Below are 25877 nucleotides of genomic sequence, written 5' to 3'. Positions count from 1 at the left end.
ATCGCGCACGACGCGCAATCCGGTTCCGTCACACCAGAAACGCCTCGGCCAGCTTGACCCAGTACGACGCGCCTGTCGGCAGCGCCGCGTCGTTGAAGTCGTAGCCGGGGTTGTGCACCATGCAGCCGCCCTCCCCGTCGCCGTTGCCGATGATCAGGTAGCAGCCCGGCCGCTTTTCGAGCAGGAACGCGAAATCCTCGCTGCCGGTGAGCGGCACCATCCCGTCGATCAGATTGGCTTCACCGACCCACTCGCGTGCGACGCCGCGCGCGAACGCCGTCATCTCCGCATCGTTGACGAGCACCGGGTAGCGGCGCTGGTAGTCGATCGTCGCGGTCGCGCCGAACACGGCGGCCTGCGCGTGCACGACTTCCTTGATGCGTGTTTCGAGCAGGTCGCGTACCTCGGGCTTCAGCGCACGCACCGACAGGCGCATCTGCGCGCGATCGGGAATCACGTTCGGCGCCTCGCCCGCGTGGATCGCGCCGACCGTGACGATCGCCATGTCGAGCGGCGACACGTTGCGTGACACGATCGTCTGCAGCGCCAGCACGATCTGCGCGCACACGACGACGGGATCGATCGCCTTGTGCGGCACCGCGCCGTGACCGCCGCGGCCCTGCACGTCGACGACGACGGTATCCGACGATGCCATGAACGGCCCCGGCAGGAAGCCGAACTGGCCGGTCGGAAAGCCCGGCATGTTGTGCATCGCGAAGATCGCGTCGCACGGGAACTGCTCGAACAGCCCTTCGTCGAGCATCTTCTTCGCCCCGCCGAGCCCTTCCTCGGCCGGCTGGAAAATCAGGTTCAGCGTGCCCGAGAAACGGCGCTCGCGCGCGAGATGCTTCGCGGCCGCGAGCAGCATCGCCGTGTGGCCGTCGTGGCCGCATGCATGCATCTTGCCGGCGATCGTGCTCTGGTACGGCAACCCGGTCGCCTCGTGGATCGGCAGCGCGTCCATGTCGGCGCGCAGGCCGAGGCGCTGCGCGCCATCGCCGACCTTCAACTGCCCGACGACGCCGGTACCGCCGAGCCCGCGATGCACCGTGTAGCCCCACGACTGCAGTTGCGCGGCGACGAGGTCGCTCGTCGCGAATTCCTCGAAACCCAGCTCGGGATGGGCATGAATGCGGTGCCGGATCTCGATCATTTCATCGGCAAGGCCTGCGGGGATCACGCTGTGCGCCACGGTGTCGTCTCCTGGTGTGCGGGGGAATGTGCACGCAAGGATAGTCCGTTCGATGGCAACCTGGCAGACGGAAAGTCGTCACGGTAGCAACTGGTGGTTGCCATGTGAAAACATCGCTCTCGCAGTCGGTGCCAGCCGGCCATCCGGACGACTGCCGCTGATGGCCCGGATACGTGAAACTGCGCGTTCCACGTCGATTTTCCGCCCAGGAGGATCCGGAGATGCTCGCTCAAATATCGGAAATACTTCCTGCATATCAAAGGGTTGCAGATTCTTGTTCATTTTTTGACGGTTGTACATTTTTTGTGTACGCTAACAAAAAAGTGAACAAGCGATCCTCCCTGATGCCAGAGAACGCTCCTCTCCCTCTGTCGGAACAGCACGTGCTCGACGACGCCTGCGCCGCGTTCGGCCGTGCAACCCGGCGCTTCAGCGCGCGGCCCGTGCGGGTGCCGGCTGCGTACCCTGCGCGCGCCGACGCGATGATCCGCTTCGACGTGGCCGGGCACGTATTCGACATGCCGGTCGCCGTGAGCCTGCGGACCGAATCGCTGACGGCCGCGCTCGCGGCGTTGCGCCGTCGCGGCGGCGATGCCACGAAGCCCGGCGAGCGGCCGCTGATGTTGGTCACGCCGCATCTTTCGGCCGAACTGGCCGCCGCGCTGATCGACCAGGGCATCCCGTTTCTCGACGTCGCCGGCAACACCTGCCTGATCCAGCCGGAGGCAACCATCATGATCGCTGGCCGGCCGAAACCGGCACGCGCGCCACGCCGGCACGCGTCGCGCGCAACCACGCCGAAGGGGCTGGCCGTGATGTTCGCCCTCGCGACGCAGCCGGGCCTCGTCGCACAGCCGTACCGGGGAATTGCCGCGGTGTCGGGCGTCGCGCTCGGCACCGTCAATCTCGCGATGGACGACCTGATCGCGCGCGGCCTGGTCGGGCAGCGCCGCAACGGCGAGCGCCTGATTCCCGACTGGCCGCGCTTCGTGCAGGAGTGGGCTTCGCTGTACCCCAGCCGCTTGCGCGCGAAACTGCCGAGCCGCCGGTTTGCCGGCCTGACGCCCGACTGGTGGCGCAGTTTCGATTTCGCGGCCTTCGATGCGCAGCTCGGCGGCGAGCCGGCGGCCGATCTGCTGACGCACGATCTGAAGCCTGCCGCGATCACCGTCTATACGCACGGCGCGGTGTCGAACCGGCTGCTGTTGCAGGCGCGTCTGCGCCCGGACGAGCAAGGCGACGTCGAAATCCTCGAAGCATTCTGGCCGCGCTCGCCGGCGCTCGACTGGCGCGAGCAGGATGTGCCGCTCGTGCCGCCACTGCTGATCTACGCGGATCTCGTGTCGTCCGGGGACAGCCGCAATCTCACCGCCGCCGAACGGATTCATGACCGATACCTCGCCCATCCGCCCGCTTGAAGTCGACGCGAGCCGGCCGCTCGAACCGGCAGCGGTCGCGCTGTTGCAAGCGGTCGGCACGGCCTGCGCGCGCCTCGACGCAGCCTTCGTCGTCGCCGGCGCAACCGCGCGCGACATCCTGATGTGGCACGTCCACGGCATCCGGCCCGTGCGCGCGACACGGGACGTCGACGTTGCCGTGTGCGCGGTGAGCTGGCCGTTTCACGCGCAACTCGTCGACGCACTCGTCGCGACGGGGCAATTCACGCGTGCGCCCAAACAGCAGCAGAAACTGCTGTTCGACAGCGGCACGCACGGCTTTCGCACCGAGCTCGATCTCGTGCCGTTCGGGCCGCTCGAAACAACACCAGGCGAGATCGCCTGGCCGCCGGGCGGCGAATTCGTGCTGACCGTGCTGGGCTTTCAGGAAGCGGTCGATACCGCACTGGCCGTGTCGATCGGTGCGGACAACGTGGTGCCGGTGGCGAGCCTGCCTGCGCTTGCGTTGCTGAAATTGCTCGCGTGGAAGGACCGGCGCGCGCGCCAGAACAGCGACGCATACGACCTGCTGTTCCTGCTGCGTCATTACCACGACGCCGGCAATCGCGAACGAATCTGGGATGCCGCGCCGGACCTTCTGGAAGTGCATGCATTCCAGCCGGGCCTTGCCGCGGCCGGGCTGCTCGCACGAGATGCGAAACGGATCGCTTCGCCACAAACGCGCGACGCCGTCCGCACGCTCTTGTCCGACGAAGCGACTTACACGACGCTCGGCCAGGATCTGCTGGCCCGTGCGTTCGCGTCGCTGCCGGGTGAATTCAACGACGACGCCGACCGGTATCTCGATGCGTTCCGCCGCGCGTTTCTCGTCGATTCGCCCGCTCCGCACGCATGATGCGTCGCGGAGCAGCAGCGACGTCATCGCACTTTCGGCCGGACGTGTTCATGCCGCCCAGTCCTCGAGCGACAACCCCGCGACACGGCCGAATTCGCGGCCGTTGCTCGTGACGAGCACCGCGCCCGCCGCGATCGCATGCCCGGCAATCGACGCATCGTTTGCGCCGATCGGCGTGCCGCGCGCGGCGAGATCCGCGCGGATCGCGGCCGTGGCATCGACTGCCGCCGTATCCCACGACAGCACGCCGTCCAGCCGCGAAACGAAGGCCGTCACGAGTTCCGCATGCTTCGGCGACGCCTTCCTGCCAACCGCGCCGAACCGCATCTCGGCATAGGTGATGGCCGACACGACGATCCGGTGCTGCGCATTCACGCACGACTGCAGCCGCGACAGCACCACGGGCGGCCGTTCGCGCATGATGAACGAACAGATGTTCGTATCGAGCATGTAGAGCGTGGTCACCGGTTGGACTCCGTCGGCGCGTCGGTATCGCCGGACAGGTCGAAGCGACCGGGCTCGATGACGGCCGGGCGCTCGGCAAGGAAATCGGCATCGGCCAGCGGTTCGTTCGCGAACGACAGCCACGTCGGCCGTACCGGCCGCAGCAGCAAGGTGTCGCCCTCGCGGCGGATCTCGAGTTCGGTCACCCCTTCGAACTCCATGTCCTTCGGGATGCGGATGGCCTGGTTACGGGCATTCTTGAAAATGGAAACGGTGCGCATGAGCCACTCCATGGGAGTACGATGCGCCCATTCTAGACATATGCTGGCATATGTCAATTTGGCGGGAGGCGAATTCGCCGTTGCGTCCCACGTTGTCGAGGATGTCTGATTCATGTCGCCGGCCTGTCGTCGATGAGAGGAGCGACCCATTCTTCACGACGCAGGCCGCGCGATCCATATCCCGGACGGCTAATGCACACGCATCGCAAGGCCGCGCGCAACGCCGCATCGACGCTGCGCGCGGCGCCCCGTCACGGTAACCGGAAAGTGTCAAAGAACGTATCGCGCTCGATCACGGTGAGCGCTGCCCGCTTGTGCGGGAAGTCGAACTCCTTCAGCGTGTAGAACCCGAGCCGGTGCATGTACGCGATGTGCCGCACGTGATCGACGCGCGGCTCGCCGACGAGCCGCTGCGTGCGCGGTTCGTCGACGAACATGTAGTGCAGCACCCCGCTCCACCACGCATGCAGCTTGCCGGCGCTCTGGAAGCGCGAGTCGCCGATCAGCAGGTGCAGCCCGCGATCGTAGTCGTGCGCGTCGTAGAACGGCGCGAGACGGTCCTCCTTCGCCCAGTAGAACTCGAAATAGCCGAACGGCGTGTCGTCGAAATAGCCGATCATCGGGTGCATGTGCGGATCGGCAAGCCGCTCGGCGAGATACGCCGCATGCTCGTCGCGCGTGCCGCGCTGATCCCAGAAATGCGCGACGCGATCGAGGTTCATCCAGCCGCTGAACAGGTCCGCGTGCGCGTCGATGTCGACGGTGCGCAGGCTGAACGTCATCCCGACCTGCGGCATGTATCGCGCATAGATCTCGCCGGCCGGCGACGGCGGCCGCACCGGATGCCGGTGGCCGTCCGTGATCGCGTAGCGCAGCGGCATCCCGCCCGATGCAGGCGCCTTCAGCCACGGCCGCGGGTTCTGCCAGAACGTCGTCCGCGATACGGTGAGCCGCAGCGTGTCGCCCGCGACCTGCGCGCCGTCGATCACGCCCTCGCGCACTGCACGCGCGACGTACGACTCGACGGCTGCCGCGTCCGCGCCGGCGAGCGGCACCGAGATCATCGCGATGTCGTGCCGCGTGTCGGTGTTGAACAGCGCGACGAATGCCGCGAGCAGCGCGTCCGGCGCATCGTCGGGCCGCCATGCATCGAGCGTGTGCTCGACGATCGACACGCCCTGCCTCTGCGCGGCGCCGTCGAGCGCGGCAGCCACCTCACCTTCGACGGCGTCGGCGGCGCCGGCCGGTTTCGTCAGCGTGTCTTCCATCAAAGTACTCCCGCGTCGTGGCGGTCGGCGAGGACGTGCAGCCCCCGCTCGAGCGCCGGAAACAGGCTGCGCTGGAAGTTGTTCCAGCGCAGTTCGAGAATCGTGTCGTCCGGCGCGATCGGCGTGTCGAGCACGTCGCTGATCACCTCGCCGGAATCGATGCCGTTGTCGACGTAGTGAAACGATGCGCCCGTCATCGTCACGGGCGCGACGGACGACGTCGTGCCGCTCGCCCAGTCGACCCGTTCGCCGCGCGCGCCGTGCAGCGCGTCGAGCGTCGCCCACGCGCCGCGCCGCTGGTACGGCGAATCGTCGGCCGTGATGCCCGGGTGGATGTTGGCGATGCGCCGGTGAAAGCGCGCGCCGGGCCGCACGAGCTCGTCGAGGATCACGAGCAGCCCGTCGAGCACGACGATGTCGGCGTCGAGTTCGAGCAAACGCTCGAGCAGGCGTCGCTCGAACGCCTGCTTGCCGGCCACGCGCTCGCGCGCGTCGCGCGGCAGCCGCCGGTACGTCGACGCAATCGTGCAGAACAGTTCGTCGACCGGCCGGCCCTGCACCGTCAGGCCTTCCGGCAGGATCCACGGCCGGCCCGGCGTGCGTGCGAAGCCGTAGTCGGCGACTTTCGCGCGGTCGGCGGGCGACCCTTCGTCGTCGTCGACGATCACGCCCTGCAACGTATAGCGTTCGCCCAGCGACGAATCGTTCAGGCGCTCGACGAGGAATTCGAGCGGCGCCTTCATGTAGCGCGTGCCGCCGCGATAGGCGACCGGCTGGCCGGCACGATCGGCCGCGCCGTTGCGCAGCGACTGGATGTAGACGAGATTTTTCTTCGGCATGGAGGCGTCGTGGAAAAGCGGACGAAGGCGCCGCGGCCGGCCCGCGCCGGCCACGAAGGCCGGCCGGCTGGCCGCGGCACGCAACGTCACCAGTTGTATTTCGCGGTCGCGATGACCGTGCGGTCGGTCCCGAACACGCAGACGTTCATCGACTGGCAACCGCTGATGTAATGGCGGTTGAACAGGTTCGTCCCGTTCACTGCGAAGCGCCAGTTACGCATGTCGTAATGCAGGCCCGCGTCGAACAGCGTGACGCTCGATACCGTCAGCGAGTTGTCGGCCGCACCGGCCGACGCGCTCTGGTAGCGAATGCCGCCGCCGAGGCCGAAGCCCGCGAGCGGCCCCGTGTGCCAGGTCCAGTCGGTCCACAGCGACGCCATCTGGCGCGGACGCGGAATGTCGACCGGCCAGTTGTTCAGCGAGACGTCGTTGGCCTGCACGTTCTTCACGTCCTGATAGACGTACGACGCGATCACCGACAGGTTCCGCGTGACCTTGCCGGTCGCGCTCAGCTCGATCCCGCGCGAACGCACCTCGCCCGTCTGCACCGACTTCGTGCCGGTGTTGTCCTGGCTCGGCAGCGCCGGCGTGAGCACGTTGGTCTGGTTGATCTGGTAGATCGCCGCGTTCAGCATCAGGTTCTTGCCGGGCGGCTGCCAGCGCAGGCCGGCCTCGATCTGCTTGCCGCGCGTCGGCTGCGGCAGCCCGCCGCCGAGCAGGTTCACGCCGATCAGCGGGTTGAACGACGTCGCGTAGCTGATGTACGGCGACAGCCCGTAGTCGCCCTGGTACGTGAGGCCGACGCGGCCGGTGAACGCCGTGACGTCCGCCTTCGTCGACGTGCCCGCCGCACGATCGTCCTGGCGCATGTTGACCCAGTCCTCGCGGCCGCCGAGCGTCAGCGTCCAGCGGTTCCACTTGATCTGGTCCTGCGCGTACAGGCCGAACGTGTTCATCGTCGTGTACGTGTTGGTGCGGAACGTCGCGTCGGGCGTGAACACCGCCGTCGTGACGGGCTGGTACACCGGGTTGTAGATGTTCAGCGGCGGCGCGGCGGCGAGCCACTCGCTGTCGGTCGCGGTCTGGCGGTTGTACTGGAAGCCGAGCAGCAGCGTGTGCTGCAGCGGGCCCGTCGCGAAGCGGCCCTCGAGGTTGTTGTCGATGTCGAAGCGGCTGTAGTTCATCTGGAACACGCCGGCCCAGCGCGACACGTCGGTCGTGCTGCCGTCGACGAAGCCGTTGCCGAACACCGAGCCGTTGTCGAGCGACAGGTGCATCAGGCGCGTGTTCTGGCGGAACGTCCAGGCCGGCGTCAGGTTGCGCTCGAACTGGTAGCCGACCGACCACTGCTTCTTGCGGTAGTAGTTGAAGGCGCCGTCGCCTTCGTAGACGTCCTTGTTGATCTGGCCGTTCGGGTTCGGCAGCACCGTGCCCTGCGCGGGCACGAAGTTCGACGAAATGTCGCCCCAGTCCTGCAGGTACGTCGCGGAGAGCGTCAGCGACGTATCCGCGTCCGGGCGCCAGCGGAACGACGGCGCGAGCGCGACGCGCTGGTCGTTGTTCGGGCCGGTCAGCGCATTGCCGTCGCGCGCGACGCCGACGAACCGGTACGCGTACTTGCCGTCCGGGTCGAGCTTGTCGCCGACGTCGATCATGAACTGCTTGCGCGCGTAGTTGCCGATCTGCACCCCGGCTTCGCGCACGCGCTCGCCGTCGGCGAGCTTGGTCTGTACGTCGATGATCGCGCCCGGGTCGCCCGCGCCGTACAGCACCGAGGTCGGCCCGCGCAGCACGCTGATGCTGTCGATCATGTACGGATCGACGCGCCAGCTCGCGAGGTTGATCGTGTTCGGCACCTGCAGCCCGTTCACGTAGGCGGTCGGCGTGAAGCCGCGCAGCGCCGCGTACCAGTCCGAGCGGTTGTCCGAACCGTACGACGAGAAGCCCGGAACGTAGCGCAGCGCCGCGTTCACGTCGGTGGCGCCGGTCATCTCGATCTGCTGCGCGGTGACGACGTTGATCGTCTGCGGGATCTCGTTGAGCGGCGTGTCGGTCTTGGTGCCGCTCCTGCTGCGCTTCGCGACGAGCCCGACCGTGCCGTCGCCTGCCGAGGCCGCGTTGACGGTGATCGCCGGCAGCGTGCCGTTTTGCGCGCCGGTCGACGTACTCGTCGTCGCGCCGTTTTGCGCACTGCCGGCCGGCGCCGTCTGGGCGTATGCGTGCCCTGCCGCCGCCATCCCGAACGCCACGCTTGCCGCGGCTGCGATCGCACGCAAACGCGTGCCTGTTGCCCACTCCATCTTTCTCTGCTCCACTTTTTTCATGCGGTCTCCGACCGCGCCTTTGTCAAAGAGCGAAAGCCATCCGGCCCGCGCTCACCCCGTTTTCCCGTCGTTTTTCATGCAGTGCCCGGGTCGCGCCTTCGTCATGGGCGGACGCGATCCCGTCTTCGAGCGACGCGCAGATTTCGTCCGCGCGGCGCGCCAGTACCGACAGCAGCGTGTCAGACAAGCCGTGGCTGTCTTCGCAGCAGCCTTGCAGGTAGATGCGCGGCGTGAAGTGCTCGGGCGTCGCGAGCAGGTAGTCGCGCGTGACGTCGCCGCGCGTGAGCGCATCGCCCAGGTGCGGCGCGAGCCCTTCGAGCAGCGCCGAATGCGTGTCGCGGCGGTAGCCGGTCGCGAGCACGAGCGCATCGAAGCGCTCGACGCGCGTGGCGCCGCTCATCCGGTCGCGCAGCGTCAGCTCGACGCGGCCGTCGGCGGTGCGCACCGCGGCCTCGATCGCGCTGTTCGCGAGCAGCGCGTGGCGCGGCGTGCCGTCGATGCGCTGCAGATACAGCATTTCGTAGATCTGCTCGATCAGCGGCCGGTCGACCACCGCGTAGTTCGTGTCGCGATAGCGCTCGAGCAGCGCGCGGCGCGCGTCGTGCGGTTGCGCATAGACGACATCGGTGAACTCGGGACTGAAGATTTCGTTGACGAACGGGCTGTCGTCGGCCGGCTTCAATGCGCCTGCGCGCATCACGAGGCTCGCGTCGACGTGCGGGAAGCGGCGCGCGAGATCGATGAACACCTCGGCCGCGCTCTGCCCCGCGCCGATCACCGCGACGCGGCGGCGCTCGCCGTCGGGCGACGCGACGAGCCGGTCGATGTCGGTCAGGTACGACGATGAATGGATCACGCGGTCGCGGCCGAGCGCGGCGAACGCGTCGGGAATCGCGGGCGTGCCGCCGACGCCGACCGACAGTGCGCGCGTGACACGCTGGCGCTCGTGGCCGGCCGCGTCGCGCGACAGCACGCGCAGCGCGTCGATCGTCGCGCCGTCGCCGCGTACCGGCTCGATCGCCAGCACGGTCTCGCCGTAGTGAACGCGGTCGTCGAACGCGTCGGCCACCCAGCTCAGGTAGTCATGGAATTCGACGCGGGTCGGGTAGAAGTTCTTCAGGTTGACGAATTCGTTCAGGCGGCCGCGTTCGAACAGGTAGTTGATGAACGTGTAGCGGCTTTTCGGATCGCGCATCGTGACGAGATCCTTCAGAAACGAGATCTGCATCCGGCAGTCGTCGAGCAGCATCCCGCGATGCCAGCCGAATTCCGGCTGGCGCTCGACGAAGCAATGGGCGAACGTGCGCGCGCCGCTGCGCTCCGCGAGGCGCACGGCCAGCGCCAGATTCGACGGCCCGAAGCCGACGCCGATCAGGTCGAATACGGTTTCTCTCTGCATGTCTCAGTTCCCTTGTCGGTGAATCCGGCCCGTCAGACGTGACGGCCGGAGAAGAACGTCTCGCGCAGCGTGCGCATCCACAGCGGCTGCGCGTCGGCCAGCGCCAGGCGGCGCTGCCGCGCGAAGCCATGCCGCGCGAGATGGTCGGCAACCCGCGCGTGGCCGGCCGGAACGGCACAGCCGACCGCTTCGGTACGCGGGTCGTCGAGAAACAGGTAATGCACGACGGACGGCAGCCAGCCGGCCACGTACTGCGGGCCGCGCCAGCGCGACTCGCCGACCAGCATCCGCAGCCCGCGGTCGTAGTCGCGTGCCGCGACGTGCGGCGCAAGCGCGTCTTCCTTCAGCCAGACGGCCTCGAAGTACGCGAACGGTTCGTCGTCGAAGCAGCCGACGAGCGGCGTCACGTGCGGATCGGCGTCGGGGGCGACACCTCCGGCGCCTTCCGTGCCGCGTTGCGCGCCCGGCCAGCCGTCGCGCACGCGCGGTTCGTCGAACCAGCGCGCGAGCCGTTCGGCGTCCTCCGCCGGCTGCCAGCCGCGCAACGTGAAGCGCACGCCGAGCGCCGGCAGGTCGCGCGCGTAGACGTCGCCGCGCGGCGCCGGCGGGCGGCGCGGGTGACGCCGGCCATCGGTGAGCATCGGCAGCGTCGCGCACGGCAAGTGCGGGCCGACGAGCCACAGGTCGGCCTGTTGCGCCCAGCCGTCGCGCACGCAGCGGCCGGCGTCGGCGAGCACGCCGCTCGCGCGCAACGCATCGAGCGCGACCGCCGGCCACGCGGCCGGATCGAGCCGGATCGCCGCGTGGCGTGCACTGTCCGAGAATGCCGCGGCCAGCGCCGCCAGCAGCGCACGGCGCTGGTCGGCCGGCGCCGCGCGATGGTTGTAGGCGACGAGGCGCAGTGCGCCGTCGTCGCCGAGCTGCGCACGCAGCAGCTGCGCGCCGATGCCGTCGCCCTGCGCGACGCGGATCTCCGTGCCGTCGCGCATCGCGAACAGGCCGTCCGCGAACGCGAGGCGGTACGTATCGAGCATCGTGAACCCGTCCGGACGGACTTCAGCCAGCATGGCGCGCCTCCTGTCCTGTTTCCGCTCGTGCAGCGAGCCGTGCGCCGAGGGCCGCGAGCGTCGGCGCCGCGAACACGTCGGCGACCGTCAGCGCATGACCGGCACGGCTGGCCGCGTCGACGAAGCGCACGACGTCGAACGACGTCGCGCCGGCCGCGAACAGGTCCGCATCGGCCTCGGGCGCGGCCGTCGCGAACGTGTCGGACCACAAGGCCGCGAGTACGACCGCCGCGTGCGACGACGGTACGTGGCCCCGTGCCTGCGCGCCTGCCTGGGTGCTGAACGCGGCGTGCGCGGCCACGCGTGCGTCCGGCACACCGAGCGCCGCTTCCGGCGCGCCGGCGAAGCGGGCGACTTCGTCGTGATAGACGTCGACGAGCGCCTCGACGAAACGTTGGTCGAGCAGTTCGTCCGCATACGAGAACGCGGCGCTCACGCGGCCGTCCGGGTGCTCGACGACGTCCAGCTCCAGCGTGAACACGACGCGATGGCGTACGTCGTCGAATCCGGCGAGCGACAGGCCGGCCCAGTCGCGCGCGGCGGCGCCGGTGGGACGCAGGTAGTTGAACATCACCTGGAACAGCGGATTGGCCTGCGCGGCACGCGGTGCGCGCAGCGCGGCGACGACGTCGGCAAACGGCACGTCGGCATGCGCGTACGCAGCAAGCGCCGTGTCGCGCACTTGCGCCAGCACGTCCGCGCGGCGGGCAGCCGGGTCGATCCGCGTGCGCACGACGACCGAGTTGATGAACAGGCCGAGCGCTTCGCGCGCCGCGTCGCCGGTGAGCTCACGCGTCGACGCCAGCACGCCGACCGGCTGGTCGGCCGCCCCCGTCGTGCGGAACAGCGCGGTATTGAGCGCCGCGTGCAGCAGCATCGGCAGCGTCGCGTGCGCGGCCGATGCGGCGCCGCGTGCAGCGCGGATCAGGTGCGCATCGAATTCGAACGCGATGCGGGCGGCGCGCCATTGCGGGTCGGCCGGCGCGTCCATGCGCTGCGGCAGCACGCGCGACGCCAGATCGGCCAGCGCATCCTGCCAATACGCGACGCGGGCAGGATGGCACGGTGCCGGCAGCACGAGCGGTACCGCCGGTTGGACGGCCAGTTGGACGGCCGGTTGGACGGCCTCGTCGGCCGGCATGGCGCTGCCCTGCACACGGGCGACATAGCGTGCGCGCACCGCATCGAGCCACAGCTCGATCGATTCGCCATCCGACACGATGTGATGGATCGTCACCGACAGCACGTGGTCGTCCGTACCGAGCCGCAGCACGCGGGCGCGCCACAGCGGCGCGTCGGCCGCGAGGTCGAACGGCGCGAGTGCATCCTCGTCGGTCAGCACGGCCGCGCGGGCAAGCGCATCGGCTTGCGTCGACAAGTCGATCACCGGCAGTTCGACAGAAACGTCCGCATCGATTCGCTGGCCCGGCAGCGCGCCGTCGCGCGCAACGAGTCGCGTGCGCAGCGCCGGATGCACGGCGGCCGTATCCGAGAACGCGGCGCGCAGCGCATCGACGTCGAGCGGGCCGCGCACGCGCAGCGCAACCGGAATGTTGTATGCGGCGCTGTCCGGCTGCGCGCGCCACAGGAACCACAGGCCGAGCTGCGCGGGCGACAGCGGCCACACGCCGTGCGCATCGGGCCTGGCCACCGCGACGCCCGGCGCCGCGGCGCCGGCATGCACGGCGCGCGGCGCATCGGCCACCTGCAGCGCGTACTGCGCCAGCACGGGCGCCTCGAACAGCGCTCGCACCGGCACGTCGCGGCCGAGCCGCTCAGCCACGCGCGTCGCGACGCGAACGGCGGCGAGCGAATGGCCGCCGAGATCGAAGAAATGATCGCCACGGCCGACACGCTCGAGATTCAGCACGTCGCACCAGATCGCCGCGAGCGCGGCTTCGTCGCCATCGTGCGGCGCCTCGTATGCGCGTTCGACGCGCACCGGCGCCGGCAGCCGCGCGCGGTCGACCTTGCTGTTCGCGTTGCGCGGCAGCGCGTCGAGCACGATCAGTTGCGCGGGCACCATGTAGTCGGGCAGCGTGCGGCGCAGGTGTGCATCGAGCGTCGCGGCTTCGACCGGCTGTGCAGCCGCCTGCGCATCGGCAGTCAGCTCGACATACGCGACGAGCTGCGCGAGCGCGCCCTGACCGTGCACGACCGCGCACGCTTCGCGCACCGAGTCGTGTGCGGCGAGTTGCGCTTCGATCTCGCCAAGCTCGATGCGCAGCCCGCGCAGCTTCACCTGGTGATCGACGCGGCCGATGAAGTCGAATACGCCGTCCGCGCGGCGGCGCACGAGGTCGCCGGTGCAGTACAGCCGCGCGCCAGGCGCACCGTACGGGTCGGGCACGAAGCGCTCGGCCGTCAGTGCAGGACGGTCGAGATAGCCGCGCGCGACGCCGATCCCCTCGCCGCCCAGGTACAGTTCGCCGATCACGCCGACCGGCAGCGGATGCAGCCGCTCGTCGAGCACGTGGGCCGTACGCGCGCCGACCAGCGTGCCGATCGGCAGATACGCGGCGTCGCCGAGCTTCGCGAGATCGTCGCCGGGCCGGAACATCCACAGCGTCGGCGTGATGACCGTCTCGGTCGGGCCGTAGCCGTTGACCACGCGCACGTTCGGCAACGCGCGGCGCAGCAGCGCGAACGCCTCGCGCGAGGTCGCCTCGCCGCCGACGGTCAGCGAACGCAGCGTCGGCGGCGCACCGTGCGCGAGCGCCCATTCGGCGAGCTGCGCGGCGCAACCGGGCGGCACGTAGGTCATCGTCACGCCGTCGCGGACCATCATCGCGCAGGTCTGCGCGGGCGGCCACAGCACGTCGGCCGTCACGGACACGGCGGCACCCGACATGTATTGCGAAAACCAGCCTTCGTGCGCGCCGTCGAAGTTGACCGACTGGAACAGCAGGAACACGTCGTTCTCGCCCGCGCCGTAGCGCGCGGCGATCGCCGCGCAATGCAGCGCGAACGACGCATGGTCGACGATCACGCCCTTCGGCTTGCCGGTCGAACCCGACGTGTAGATCGCGTAGGCCGCGTGCCCCGGCAGCACGTCCGGCAGCGCGACGTGTGCTGCTTCGTCGAGCGTATCGATCGCATCGGCACGCCAGACGCGCAGCGCCGGCAATGCGGGCAGCGACACGGCGCTCGCGCCGTCGGTCAGCACGTGCGCGATGTTCGCGTCGCCGACGATCTGCGCGAGCCGTTCGCGCGGATGCGCGGGATCGAGCGGCACGAACGCGGCACCCGACTTCAGTACGGCGATCAGCGCGACGAGCAGGTCGACCGAGCGTTGCAGCGCGACGCCAACGCGCATCTCGGGCCGTACGCCGGCCTCGACCAGGTGACGCGCCAGGCGCGCCGCACGGGCGTCGACTTCGCCGCGTGTCAGCGCGCGGTCGATATCGGCCACGCCGCGAGCGTCGGGCCGCGCGTGGGCATGCACGGCGATGCGTGCATGCACGGGGACGAACGGTTCGCCTGCGGTCGCGCCTGCCGGCGCATTCCACGCAAAAAGCTGCGCGCGTTCGGCGGCGGGCAGCCAGTCGAGATCGCCGACCAGTATGTCGGGGCGTGCAAGCGCATCGGTCAGCAGCGTGACGAAGCGTGCGGCCAGTCGCGCGATCGCGTCGGCATCGAACAAATCGAGCGCATAGATGAATGCCGCGTCGAACGTACCGTCGGGCGTCGCCTCGACGGACAGCGTCAGGTCGAATTTCGCGGACGGCGTACCCGAAGGCAGCAACGCGGCCGAAGCCGCGCCGAGCGCCGGCAGCGCACGGCGTTCGCCATACGCGGCCATCACCTGGAACAGCGGATGGTGACTCGCGCTGCGCGGCACGCCGAGCGCGTCGACCACCTGCTCGAACGGCACGTCCTGGTGCATCTGCGCGTCGACGAGCGCGCGCTGCGTGCGCGCGACCAGCGACGAGAAATCGCCGTGCGCGGGCACGTCGACGTCGATCGCCAGCGTGTTGACGAAGAAGCCGATCAGCCCGGCGACTTCCGCGCGCTCGCGGTTCGCGGCCGGCACGCCGACGCAGATCCGCGCGTCGCCGGTCGCACGCGCCAGCAGCGCATCGAGCGCGGCGAGCAGCACGGCGAACGGCGTCGCGCCCGACGCAGCGGCAAAGGCACGCAGTTGCGCGCCGACGCGCGCGTCGAGCGAAAACACATGGCGCGCGCCGCGCGCACTGCGGCGTGCCGGCCTTGCCATCGCGCCCGGCAGCGTCAGCACGCCGCGTTGCGGATCGAGCCGTTCGCGCCAGAACGCGAGCTGGCGGTCGCGTTCGCCGGCATCGAGCCAGCGGCGCTGCCACAGCGCGTAGTCGGCGTACTGGATCGGCAGCGGCGCGAGCGGCACCGGCCGGTCGGACGCATACGCACGATAGAACGCCGCGAGTTCTTCGAGCATCACGCCCGACGACCAGCCGTCGGACACGATGTGATGCACGGTCAGCGCGAGCCAGTGATGCGTCGCGTCGAAGCGCACCAGGTGCGCACGCACGAGCGGTGCCGTGCCGAGATCGAACGGCTCGGCTTCGTCGGCCGTCGCGACCGTTTCCGCGCGCGCCACGCGCTGTGCGTCCGGCAGCGCCTCGAGATCGGTTTCGCACCACGGGCAGCGCAGCGGCGCGTGGATCGTCTGCGCGACGCCGTCCTGCGCTTCGTCGAAGGTCGTGCGCAACGCTTCGTGACGGGCGATCAGCGCATCGCAGGCGAGCCGCAGCGCATGCACGTCGAGCGGGCCCGTCAACGCCAGGCGCTCGGTGATGTGATACGCATCGGGCGCATCGATCAGCCGCGCGTGCAGCCACAGCCGCGTCTGCGCGAACGACGCCGGCACGCGATCGCTGCGCGGCGTGCGCGGCGGGATCGGCAGCACGCGGAAGTCGATGCCGGCCGCGCCGAGCTTGTCGATGAAGACCGCGCGCTGCGCGTCGGGCAGTTGCGCGAAACGCGTCGCGAGCGCGAGCCAGTCGGGTTGAACCTTCGTCATCCGTCGTCCTTATTGGGTTTCCAGTTCGCCGAGCAGCGCGTCGATCGCGCTCGCCGCATCGGTCTCGCCGCGCGCCGCGCACGCCGCGTCGATCGCTTCCGCGCAGCGCGCCAGCGTGCGCGTGTCGAACAGCGTGCGCAGCGGCAGCGCGAGCCCCCAGTGCAGGTTGGCTTGCGCATGGGCCTGCGTCGCGAGCAGCGAGTGACCGCCGAGCAGGAAGAAATCGCCGTCGCGGCCGATCGCGTCCACGTGCAGCACGCGCTGCCAGATTTCCGCGAGCGCGCGCTCGGTATCGGTCGCGAGTTCGACGGTTCCGGCTGTTTCGCGCACCGGGGCCGGCAGCGCATGGCGGTCGCATTTGCCGTTCGGCGTGACGGGCAACGCGTCGAGCTCGATCAGCTGCGACGGCACCATGTAGGCCGGCAGTTGCGCGCGCAGTGCGTCGAGCAGCGCCGCGCGGTCGAGCGGGCCTGCGTCGCCACGGGCGACATAGCCGATCAGTTGCTCGTCGCGCACGATCACGACCGCATCGTTCACGCCGGGCGCTGCGCGCAGCAGCGCTTCGATCTCGCCCGGCTCGATCCGCTGGCCGCGCAGCTTCACCTGCGTGTCGACGCGGCCGAGGTAGTCGAGTGCGCCGTCGGCACGCCGGCGCGCGAGGTCGCCGGTGCGGTACATGCGCGCGCCAGGCACGAACGGATCGGGCACGAAGCGCTCGGCGGTCAGCGCCGGACGGCCGAGGTAGCCGCGCGCGAGGCCCGCGCCCGCGAGATACAGTTCACCGGTCGCGCCGGCCGGCACCGGCTGCCACGCGGCATCGAGCACGTGCAGTTGCAGGTTCGCGATCGGATGACCGATCGGCACCGCGACCGCGTGCGCGTCGGCGGGGCCGCAAGTCCAGTGCGACACGTCGATCGCGGCTTCGGTCGGCCCGTACAGGTTCACGAGCGTCGCGTTCGGCAAGAGGCGCGCCATCTTCGCGACGAGTTCGGGTGCGAGCGCCTCGCCGCTTGCGACGATCAGGCGCACGCTGTCGCATTGCGCGGCGGCCGAGAAATCGTCGAGATGCGCGGCGAACGCGGCCAGCATCGACGGCACGAAATGCAGAACCGTCACGCCGTGCGCATGGATCGCGGCCGCGAGACGCGCCGGGTCGCGATGGTCGCCGGGCGCGGCGATCGCGAGCTTCGCGCCGATCGCGAGCGGCCACACGAATTCCCAGACCGACACGTCGAAGCCGAACGGCGTCTTGTGCAGCACGACGTCGTCGCGCGTCAGCCGGTACGCGTGCTGCATCCACGCGATCCGGTTCGCCAGTGCGCCGTGCGTGTTGCCGGCGCCCTTCGGCTTGCCGGTCGAGCCGGACGTGTAGATCAGGTACGCGAGCTGCGCGTCGTCGATCGCGGCGGCCTCGCCTGCAGGCGTGTCGCCCGCTGCGTCCGCAAGCAGGTCCGCCACCGTCAGCAACTGCGTGTCGGCGCCCTCGCCCAGCGCGGCCTCGACCTGCTCGCGCAGATGGGCCTGCGTGATCGCGACGGCCGGCCGCGCGTCGCGCAGCAGGTACGCAATGCGCTCGGCCGGATAGTCGGGGTCGACCGGCAGGTACGCGGCGCCGGCCTTCAGCACGCCGACGAGCGCCATCACCATGTCGAACGAACGCTCGACGCACAGCGCGACCGGCGTGTCGGGCTGCACGCCGCGCCGGCGCAGCGCGGCCGCGATGCGCGACGTCGCCACGTCGAGTTCGCGATAGGTCGCGCGATGCACGCCGCCGTGAACGTCGGCATATTCGAGCGCGATCGCGTCGGGCGTCGCCTGCGCGGCGTCGGCGAATTGCAGGTGCAGCGGCTGCCGCTGCGGCGCCGGCCATGCGCGCGCCGTATCCTGGGCGAGCGCCAGTGCGTCGCGGGCGACATCGTCGGCGATCGACAGCGTGCCGAGCAGCGCGTCCGGCGTGCGCGCCAGCGCATCGAGCGCACAGGCGAACGCACGGTGCCAGGTCTCGACCTGCCGTGCATCGACGCGGGCGGTGTCGTAACCGTAGTCGATCGTCAGTTCGGCGCCGCTTTCGATGACCAGCGTCAGCGCGAAATCGGTCGCTTCGATGCTGCGTACGCCGCTCAATGCCAACGCACGCGGATCGGCGTCGCGCGCCGTGTCGTCGACCGGGTAGTTCTCGAACACGACCAGCGTGTCGAACAGTGCGCCGCCCGCTCCGCGCGCCCAGCGCTGGATGTCGGCGAGCGGCGTGTGCGCATGCTCGGCGGCGGCCGCGTTCTCGCGCTGCAGCGCTTGCAGCCAGTCGGCCGCGCGTTGCTGCGGGGCCGGTGCGGTGATCACCGGCAACGTGTTGATGAACAGGCCGAGTACCGCGTCGACGTCCGCGAGCGCGTCGGGACGGCCCGCGACGGTCGCGCCGAACGCGACGGCCGGCTGGTGCGTCATCCGCTGCAGCGCGAGCGCCCATGCGCCCTGCACCAGCGTGTTGACGGTCAGCTTCAAGGCACGCGCCGTCTGCGCAACGCGCGCCATCGCGTCCGCATCGAGCGTCGCGCGCCACGTGGCCATCTCGGCATCGGCGCGATCGGCCGTGCGTTCGGCAATCAGCGTCGGCGCATCCAGACGGGCAAGACGTTCGGTCCAGAAACGCTCGTCGGCATCGCGGTCGCGCGTGCCGAGCCATGCGATGAAGTCCCGGTAACGCAGTGCCGGACGGCTCGCGAACGGCGACACGGCATCCGGGTCGCGATAGTCGCGCAGCACGTCGGCGAGCAGGCGCGCGGTGCTCCAGCCGTCGAGCAGCACGTGATGACGCGTCCACACGACGCGCCATGCGTCGTTCGACACACGGATCAGCGTGAGCCGCATCAGCGGCGGCTCGCGCCAGTCGAAGCCGCGCGCGCGGTCGGCCGCGAGCCAAGCGTCGAAATCGGCGTCGAGCGTGTCGCCGCGCTCGCGCCAGTCGAGCTGCTCGACCGGCATCCGGGCATGACGATGCACGCACTGCAGCGGCGCAGCCTCGTCCGGCATTACGCTCGTGCGCAGGATGTCGTGACGCGCAACGGACGCGTCGAACGCGGCGGCGAGCCGGTCGGCGTCCAGCGCGGTCGCGGTCGCGACGAGCTGGTTCACGTAGCTCGCGTGGCCCGGTGCGAACAGCGCATGGAACAGGATGCCCTGCTGCATCGGTGACAGCGGATACACGTCGTCGATCGCGCGCCAGTCGAGCGGCGTGCGTTCGATCGCGGCTTGCGTGAGGCCCGCGGCCTGCGCGAGCGGGAAATCGCCCGGCGTCGCGCCGGCACCGCGATGCGCGACGCGCGACGCGCATGCGTCGACGAGCTCGCGCAGCGCGGACGCGAAGCGTTCGGCGAACGCGTCGATCGTCGCGCGTTCGAACTGCGGCGCACCGTAGACCCAGTGCACCTTCAGCGTGCGCGCGCCGTCGCGGTCCGTATCGAGGTACGCGTGGATCGCGAGCGTATTGCCGAGCGGGCCTTGCGGATCGCGCTCGACGCCGGTGCCGCCGAAGCGCGGCACGAGCGTCGCATCGCGCGGCGCATCGAACTGGCCGAGATAGTTGAACGTGACGCGCGGGCGCGGCACGGCGGCCAGCGCCGCGCGCGTCGCCGCATCGCCGTAATGGGCGAGCACGCCGAAGCCGAGCCCCTTGTGCGGCACCGCGCGCAGCGTGTCCTTGACGGCGCACAGCGTGTCGCGGGCGGTCGCTTCGACCGGCAGCGTCACCGGGTAATGGCTCGTCAGCCAGCCGATCGTGCGGCTCGCGTCCGCGTCGTCGAACAGCGCTTCGCGGCCATGTCCTTCCAGTTCGACGCGGCACGACGCGGCATCGCGTGCGCCGGCGAGTGCCAGCGCGAGCGCCGCACCCAGCACTTCGATCGTCTGCGTGCGATAAGCCGCATGCGCATCGGTCAGCGCCGCGCGGGTCAATGCCGCGTCGATCGTCTGCACGACGACGGACGCATCAGCGTTCGTCGCTGCTGCGTCGGGATGATCCGGTACGACATCGCCACCCTGCGCCATGCCGGCCCAGTACGCGACTTCGCCCGCGAACGGCGACGCCGGGTCCGTCGCGGCGCGCGCGAGCCGTGCGGCCCAGGCGTCGGCGCGCAGGCCCGGCTGCGACAGGCGGACCGGCGTGCGTTCGCATGCGGCGCGATAGGCCGTGTCGAGATCGTCGAGCAGGATGCGCCACGACACGCCGTCGACGATCGCATGGTGAATCGCCAGATAAAGCTGCGTCGAACCGTCCGGCAGACGCGCCGCGCACGCGCAGGCGAGCGGCCCGCGGCCGAGGTCGAGACGGCGCTGCAACGCGTCGAAGCGCGCGAGCGCATCGGCGTCGTCGCGAGCGGCGACTTCGACGAACGGCAATGCGTCGTACGGCTTCGCGGCGTCGCTCGCTTGCCACGTGCCGTCCGCACCACGCGCGAAGCGCCGGCGGAATGCGTCGTGATGCGTGAGCAACGCGTCGAATGCGCGTGCGAACGCGTCGACATCGAACGAGCCGCGCACGTCGAACGCGACCGACTGGTTCCAGTGGCCCGGATGCGGGATATCGAGCGCGAAGAAGCGTTGCTGCGCGGGCGTCAGGACCGGCGCGGCAGTCGGCGTCGCGGCTGACGTCGTGACCGCGCTCGCGGGCGGTACGGCAGTGGCCGCGTCGTCTGTCTTCGCGATGCGCGCGAGTTCGGCGACGGTCGGGCCGTCGAACAACTGCTTCGGCGTGAAGCGCACGCCGCGCTTGCGCGCACGGGCAATCACCTGCAGCACGAGGATCGAATCGCCGCCGAGTTCGAAGAAGTTGTCGTCGCGGCCGACGTTCGGTGCCTTCAGCACGGCCTGCCAGACTTCGGCGAGCACGGTTTCGACCGCGCCCCGCGGTGCGTCACCGGACGCGACCGCAACGGGTGCGGCAGCCAGTTCGCGCAATGCCGCGCGATCGATCTTGCCGTTCACCGTCACCGGCAGCCGAGCCAGCGCGACGAACTGCGCAGGCACCATGTAGTCGGGCAGCGTTGCCGCGAGCGCTGCGCGCACGGCGGCTTCGTCGAATGCCGCGCCGTCGCGCATCACGACGAACGTCGCGAGCCGCAAGCGGCCGTCGTGTTCGATCGCGAGCGTTTCGGCCTGTGCGACCGGCCCGGCCGCGCGCACGGCCGCGCTCACTTCGCCCGGTTCGACGCGGTAGCCGCGGATCTTCACCTGGTCGTCGATGCGGCCGAGGAACGCGAGGCGGCCGTCCGTGCGCAGCCGCACGCGGTCGCCCGTGCGATACAGCCGCGCACCGGGCGTGAACGGATCGGGTACGAAGCGCTCGGCGGTTTGTGCCGGGCGGCCGAGATAGCCGCGCGCGACACCGGGCCCGCCCAGATACAGCTCGCCCGTCGCGCCGGCCGGCACGCACGCGCCGAACGCGTCGAGCACGAGCGCACGTGCATTCGGCAGCGGCAGGCCGAGCGGCACGCCGCTCGCGGGATTGCGTGCCTCGGCGGCAATCGACGCCGTGTCGCAGGCGATCGCGCCGACGGTCGCTTCGGTCGGCCCGTAATGGTTGATCACGCGGCAGGCCGGCACGAGCGCGGCCAGGCGCGCGACGAGCGCCCACGTGAGCGTTTCGCCGCCCGTCACGAGCGCGTGGCGCGGCAGCACGTCGGCCGGCACGCGCGCGTCGAGCAGCGCTTGCAGGTGGCTCGGCACGATCTTCAGCACACCGACTTCGCGGCGACGCATTTCGTCGGCGAACAGGTCCGGATCGAACGCGCAGGCAGCCGGCAGCAGGTGCAATGTGCGGCCCGCGCACAGCGCGCCGAACAGCGACGTATGGCCGAGGTCGGCCGCGACGGTCGACACCATCGCAAACGATGCGTCCGGTGCGAACGCGAGTTCGTCGAGCATCCCCTGCACGTAGTCGGCCAGTGCGCCGTGCGAGACGACGACGCCCTTCGGCGTGCCGGTCGAGCCCGACGTATAGATCAGGTACGCGCCCTGTTCCGGATGCGGCGCGACGCGCACGCCGGCCGCGTGGGCGAGCGTCGCATCCTGCGCCAGCGTGTCGACGTCGAGCGGCTGCGTGGCGATGCCGGCCGGCCACGCGGCGATGTCCGCGACGAGCGCCCAGCGCGCGCCGCAGTCGGCTGCCGCGGCACCGAGTCGTGCGGCCGGCTGCGCCGGATCGAGCAGCACGGCGAGCGCGCCGGCCTTCAGCGCGCCCAGCAGGCCGACGACGAAACGCGCCGACCGTTCGATGCAGACGATCACGGACGCTTCGGCGCTCACGCCGCGCTGTATCAGTGCGCGTGCGACGCGGTTCGACGCGTCGTCGAGTTCGGCGAACGTCAGCGATGCCGATGCGTCGGCCAGCGCGATGCGATGCGGATATGCAGCCGCCTGCCGCGCGAACGCAGCGACGATGTCGGCATGCTCGATGCGCAATGCGCGACCGTTGCGCGGCTGGCGCGATGCGGCCGATGCGTCGCACGGCAGCGCGGCCGTCGTGTGCTGCGGATCGCGCGCGGCCGCGCCGACGAGCGCCGCATAGCTGTCGAGCCAGGCGCGCGCGGTGTCCGCGTCGATGCAGTCCGTCGCATAGGCCGCGACCAGTTCGATGCCGGTTGCATCGTCGGTGAAATCGACTGCGAAGTCGAAGCGCGCGGCGAGGTCGGGCCCCGGCGTCGCGATTGCCGTCGCGCCCGGCAGCACGCTGTCGTGCCGCGCATCGAACTGCTGCGCGAACTTCACGCGCAGCCATTCGTCGCCGCGCCTGACCGGCGGCTTCACCGCATCGACGACGCGCTCGAACGGCACGTCCTGGTGCGCCACCGCGTCGAGCGCCGCCGTGCGCGCCGCATCGACGAGCGCGCGGAACGGCAGCGTCGGCGCCACTTGCACGCGCAGCGCGACCGTATTCAGGAACAGGCCCAGCAGCGCGCGCGTTTCGGGACGCTGGCGGTGCGCAACCGGCACCGCGACGACGACGTCCGTTGCGCCGGTCAGGCGCGACAGCCACGCATCGAGCGCGGCGAGCAGCACCGTGAAGACGGTGGCCTGCGCGTCGCGTGCGAGGTGCCGCACGTCGGCCGCGACCGCGTCGGGCAGGCGCACCGACACGCGCGCGCCCTGCAGCGTGCGCACGGCGCCCGGCTGGCGGTCGACCGGCAGCGCGAGCGGGCCCGGCACGTCGCGCAAGGCGTCGCGCCAGTAGTCGAGCTGGCGTGCGCCCTCGCCGCCGGCCAGCATGGCGCGCTGCCAGTCCGCATAGTCGGCGTACTGGATCGGCAGGTCGGGCAGCGACGGTTCGCGGCCTTCGGCATACGCGCGATACGCAGCCGACAGCTCGTCGAACGCGCAGCGCGAGCTCCAGCCGTCGGTGATCGCGTGATGCGCGGTCAGCAGCAGGCGGTGGCGGTTATCGGCAAGCGCGACGAGCGTCGCGCGCAGCAGCGGGCCGCGCGCGAGGTCGAACGGCTCGGCCGCGTCGCGTTCGGCGAGACGCGCGGCTTCGGCATCACGCGCGGCCGGCGGCTGGTCGCGCAAGTCGACGTCGGCGATCGACACCGGCAAGTGCGCATGAATTCGCTGCATCACGACGCCGTCGTCGTTGTCGACGAGCGTCGTGCGCCACGCTTCGTGACGCCCGATCACGTGATCGAGCGCGCGCTGCAGCGCGTCGCGGTCGAGCGCGCCGTCGATCGTCCAGTGCGCGGCGATGTGATACGCGGCGCTCGCGTCACGCGTTTGCGCGAGCACCCAGAAGCGTTGTTGCGCGAGCGAGGCCGCACGGTCGACATGCGGTGCGCGCGAGGCAGCCGCATCGGCCGGCGCACGGCGCGCGCCGATGGCAGCCAGCGGTTCGCCGGTCTCGCGCTCCGCGCGATCGACCTGCTCGGCCAGCTCGGCGAGCGCCGGATCGGCGAACAGCGTGTCCAGCCGCAGGTTCACGCGCATGGCCGCACGGATCGCGGCCTGCAACTGCATCGCGGCGAGCGAATCGGCGCCCAGCGCGAAGAACCGGTCGTCGCGCGACGGGATGGCATCGAGGCCCAGAAGCGTCTGCCAGAAGCCGGCTATCTGCTGTTCGGCCGGCGTGCGCGGCGCATCGCCGGCACCTTGCGTCGTGTCGCGGGCAGCGGCAATCCGCTCGCGCAGCGCGGCACGATCGAGCTTGCCGTTCAACGTATACGGCAGCACGTCGCAGCGCACGAACCGGTGCGGTTGCCACGCAGCCGGCAATTGCGCGGCCACATGCGCCTTCAATGCCGCATCGTCGGCCGCCGCGCGCAGCGCGACGCACGCGATCAGCCGCGTCGGACCGTTGCCGGTCTCGGCCACCACGGCCGCGTCGGCCACGGCCGGATGCGAGCGCAGGCACGCGGCGATTTCCGCCGGCTCCACGCGCACGCCACGCACCTGGACCTGATCGTCGAGGCGGCCGAGATAGTCGAATGCGCCGTCGTCGCGCAGCCGTGCGAGGTCGCCGGTGCGGTAGACGCGTGCGCCGGGCTCGCCGTCCGCATCGGGAATGAAGCGTTCGGCCGTCAAGGCCGGACGGCCGTGATAACCGCGCGCAACGCAGACGCCGCCGAGCAGCAACTCACCTGCGCCGTCGTCCGCGGCGCCGTCGACACGCGCGACGCGCGGGCCGATCACGCGGCCGATCGGCAGCGATGCATACGCGTCGTCCGCGGCCAGCACGGGCGTCTCGCCCGGCTCGACCGGCCACAGCATCGGCGAGATCACGGCCTCGGTCGGCCCGTACCCGTTGATCAGGCGTACCGACGGGAACGTGCCGCGCACGAATTCGAATGCCTGCTGCGGCAGCGCTTCACCGCCGAATGCGAGCACGCGCAGCGCCGGCGGCACGCCGTCGCGCGCGGCAACGGCCGCGAATTCGCGCAGGTAGGCAGGCGGGAACGCGGCCACGTTGACCGACTCGCGCACGAGCAGCGCATGCGCGGCGTCCGGCGCGAACGGTTGCGGCGGCGCCACGACGATGCTCGCGCCGATCGCGAGCGGCGCCAGCCAGCATTCATGCGCGGCATCGAAGTTGACCGACGCGAAATGCAGCAGACGGTCGCCGGCCTCGATCGGCAGTGCGGCTGCGAGCGCGGCGCAATGCGCGGCAAGCGGCCCGTGCTCGACGACCACCGCCTTCGGCGTGCCGGTCGAGCCCGACGTATAGATCATGTAGGCGGCCGAACGCGGGTGGACCGGCACGGCTTCTTCATGGTCCGCACCGAGGGCCGGCTCGCCCGCGGTTGCGGTTGCCGGATCGAACGCGTGTTCGAACGGCGTGCCGAGCGCCGCACGACCGGCCGCATCGACGATGCCGTGCCGCAGCTGTGCATCCCGGACGATCCAGTCGAGGCGTGCGGCCGGATGACGCGGATCGAGCGGCACGAACACGCCGCCCGCCTTCAATACGGCCAGCAGCGCGACAAACAGTTCGCACGAACGCTCGATACACACGCCGACCCGCACTTCCGCGCCGACGCCGGCCGCGCGCAGTTGCCGGGCGAGGTGCGACGCACGTGCGTCGAGTGCACCGCGCGACAGGCGCAGGTCATTCTGGAAAGGAGCCGCGATGGCGGGTGCGTCGGGCGCGAGGCGCGCCAGTTCGCGGATTCGGTGATGCAGCGCAGTCGGGAAACTCGTCATGTGCGTGAAGTCCTTCGGTCCGGCCGCTTCGGCCAAGTCTCGGGGCCGCTTGGGGCGGCTTCACTGGTGTGACGAACGACGCGGCCGATTTTTT

Annotated in this window: 12 protein-coding genes; 2 read left to right on the top strand and 10 right to left on the bottom strand. The window is 70.4% G+C overall.

The window, feature by feature from the left end; genetic code table 11:
• Positions 1–28 precede the first annotated feature (28 nt).
• Positions 29–1192 (bottom strand): M20 aminoacylase family protein, encoded by a 1164-nt coding sequence (locus tag DIE03_RS15285; RefSeq protein WP_124451664.1) that lies wholly within the window; start codon positions 1190–1192, stop codon positions 29–31.
• Positions 1193–1536: 344 nt separating this feature from the next.
• Here DIE03_RS15285 and DIE03_RS15280 point away from each other — a divergent pair, with 344 nt between their 5' ends.
• Together DIE03_RS15280 and DIE03_RS15275 are read left to right on the top strand one after the other, a co-directional pair.
• Positions 1537–2610, top strand: a complete 1074-nt coding sequence (locus tag DIE03_RS15280; protein WP_124451662.1) for a type IV toxin-antitoxin system AbiEi family antitoxin — start codon at positions 1537–1539, stop codon at positions 2608–2610.
• Positions 2579–3484: a nucleotidyl transferase AbiEii/AbiGii toxin family protein gene (locus tag DIE03_RS15275; protein WP_124451660.1), complete on the top strand. Its 906-nt coding sequence runs from the start codon at positions 2579–2581 to the stop codon at positions 3482–3484. The genes DIE03_RS15280 and DIE03_RS15275 overlap by 32 nt, the downstream gene beginning before the upstream one ends.
• A gap of 48 nt (positions 3485–3532) precedes the next feature.
• Here the strand turns inward: DIE03_RS15275 and DIE03_RS15270 are convergent, their stop codons facing one another.
• The 9 genes from DIE03_RS15270 to DIE03_RS15230 form a co-directional block, all read right to left on the bottom strand.
• Positions 3533–3949: a PIN domain-containing protein gene (locus DIE03_RS15270; RefSeq protein WP_124451658.1), complete on the bottom strand. Its 417-nt coding sequence runs from the start codon at positions 3947–3949 to the stop codon at positions 3533–3535.
• Positions 3946–4209 carry a type II toxin-antitoxin system VapB family antitoxin gene (gene vapB / locus DIE03_RS15265; protein ID WP_124451656.1) on the bottom strand — a complete coding sequence of 88 codons (264 nt, stop codon included), beginning with the start codon at positions 4207–4209 and terminating at the stop codon, positions 3946–3948. Before vapB ends, DIE03_RS15270 begins: the two co-directional genes overlap by 4 nt.
• 251 nt (positions 4210–4460) lie before the next feature.
• On the bottom strand, positions 4461–5477 hold the full coding sequence (locus tag DIE03_RS15260) for a GNAT family N-acetyltransferase (RefSeq protein ID WP_124451654.1): 1017 nt from the start codon (positions 5475–5477) through the stop codon (positions 4461–4463).
• Positions 5477–6316 carry a N(5)-hydroxyornithine transformylase PvdF gene (locus DIE03_RS15255; protein ID WP_124451652.1) on the bottom strand — a complete coding sequence of 280 codons (840 nt, stop codon included), beginning with the start codon at positions 6314–6316 and terminating at the stop codon, positions 5477–5479. The genes DIE03_RS15260 and DIE03_RS15255 overlap by 1 nt, the downstream gene beginning before the upstream one ends.
• A gap of 86 nt (positions 6317–6402) precedes the next feature.
• Entirely contained in the window at positions 6403–8640 is a 2238-nt protein-coding gene (locus tag DIE03_RS15250; RefSeq protein WP_124451650.1) for a TonB-dependent siderophore receptor, read from the bottom strand.
• A gap of 22 nt (positions 8641–8662) precedes the next feature.
• Positions 8663–10039, bottom strand: a complete 1377-nt coding sequence (locus DIE03_RS15245) for a lysine N(6)-hydroxylase/L-ornithine N(5)-oxygenase family protein (protein ID WP_124451648.1) — start codon at positions 10037–10039, stop codon at positions 8663–8665.
• A gap of 32 nt (positions 10040–10071) precedes the next feature.
• The gene (locus tag DIE03_RS15240; RefSeq protein WP_124451646.1) at positions 10072–11106 is read right to left on the bottom strand and encodes a GNAT family N-acetyltransferase; all 1035 of its coding nucleotides are present in this window, start codon (positions 11104–11106) and stop codon (positions 10072–10074) included.
• Positions 11096–16105, bottom strand: coding sequence for a non-ribosomal peptide synthetase (locus DIE03_RS15235; RefSeq protein WP_124451644.1), 5010 nt, complete (start codon positions 16103–16105; stop codon positions 11096–11098). The genes DIE03_RS15240 and DIE03_RS15235 overlap by 11 nt, the downstream gene beginning before the upstream one ends.
• 9 nt (positions 16106–16114) lie before the next feature.
• Complete coding sequence (locus DIE03_RS15230; RefSeq protein WP_124451642.1) at positions 16115–25783, bottom strand: non-ribosomal peptide synthetase; 9669 nt, start codon at positions 25781–25783, stop codon at positions 16115–16117.
• Between the last annotated feature and the right edge of the window lie 94 nt (positions 25784–25877).

It is taken from the genome of Burkholderia sp. Bp8992 (genome assembly GCF_003853705.1).
In the GTDB taxonomy this organism is placed as follows: Bacteria; Pseudomonadota; Gammaproteobacteria; order Burkholderiales; family Burkholderiaceae; genus Burkholderia.
This window is presented reverse-complemented; position numbering and strand designations above follow the sequence as displayed.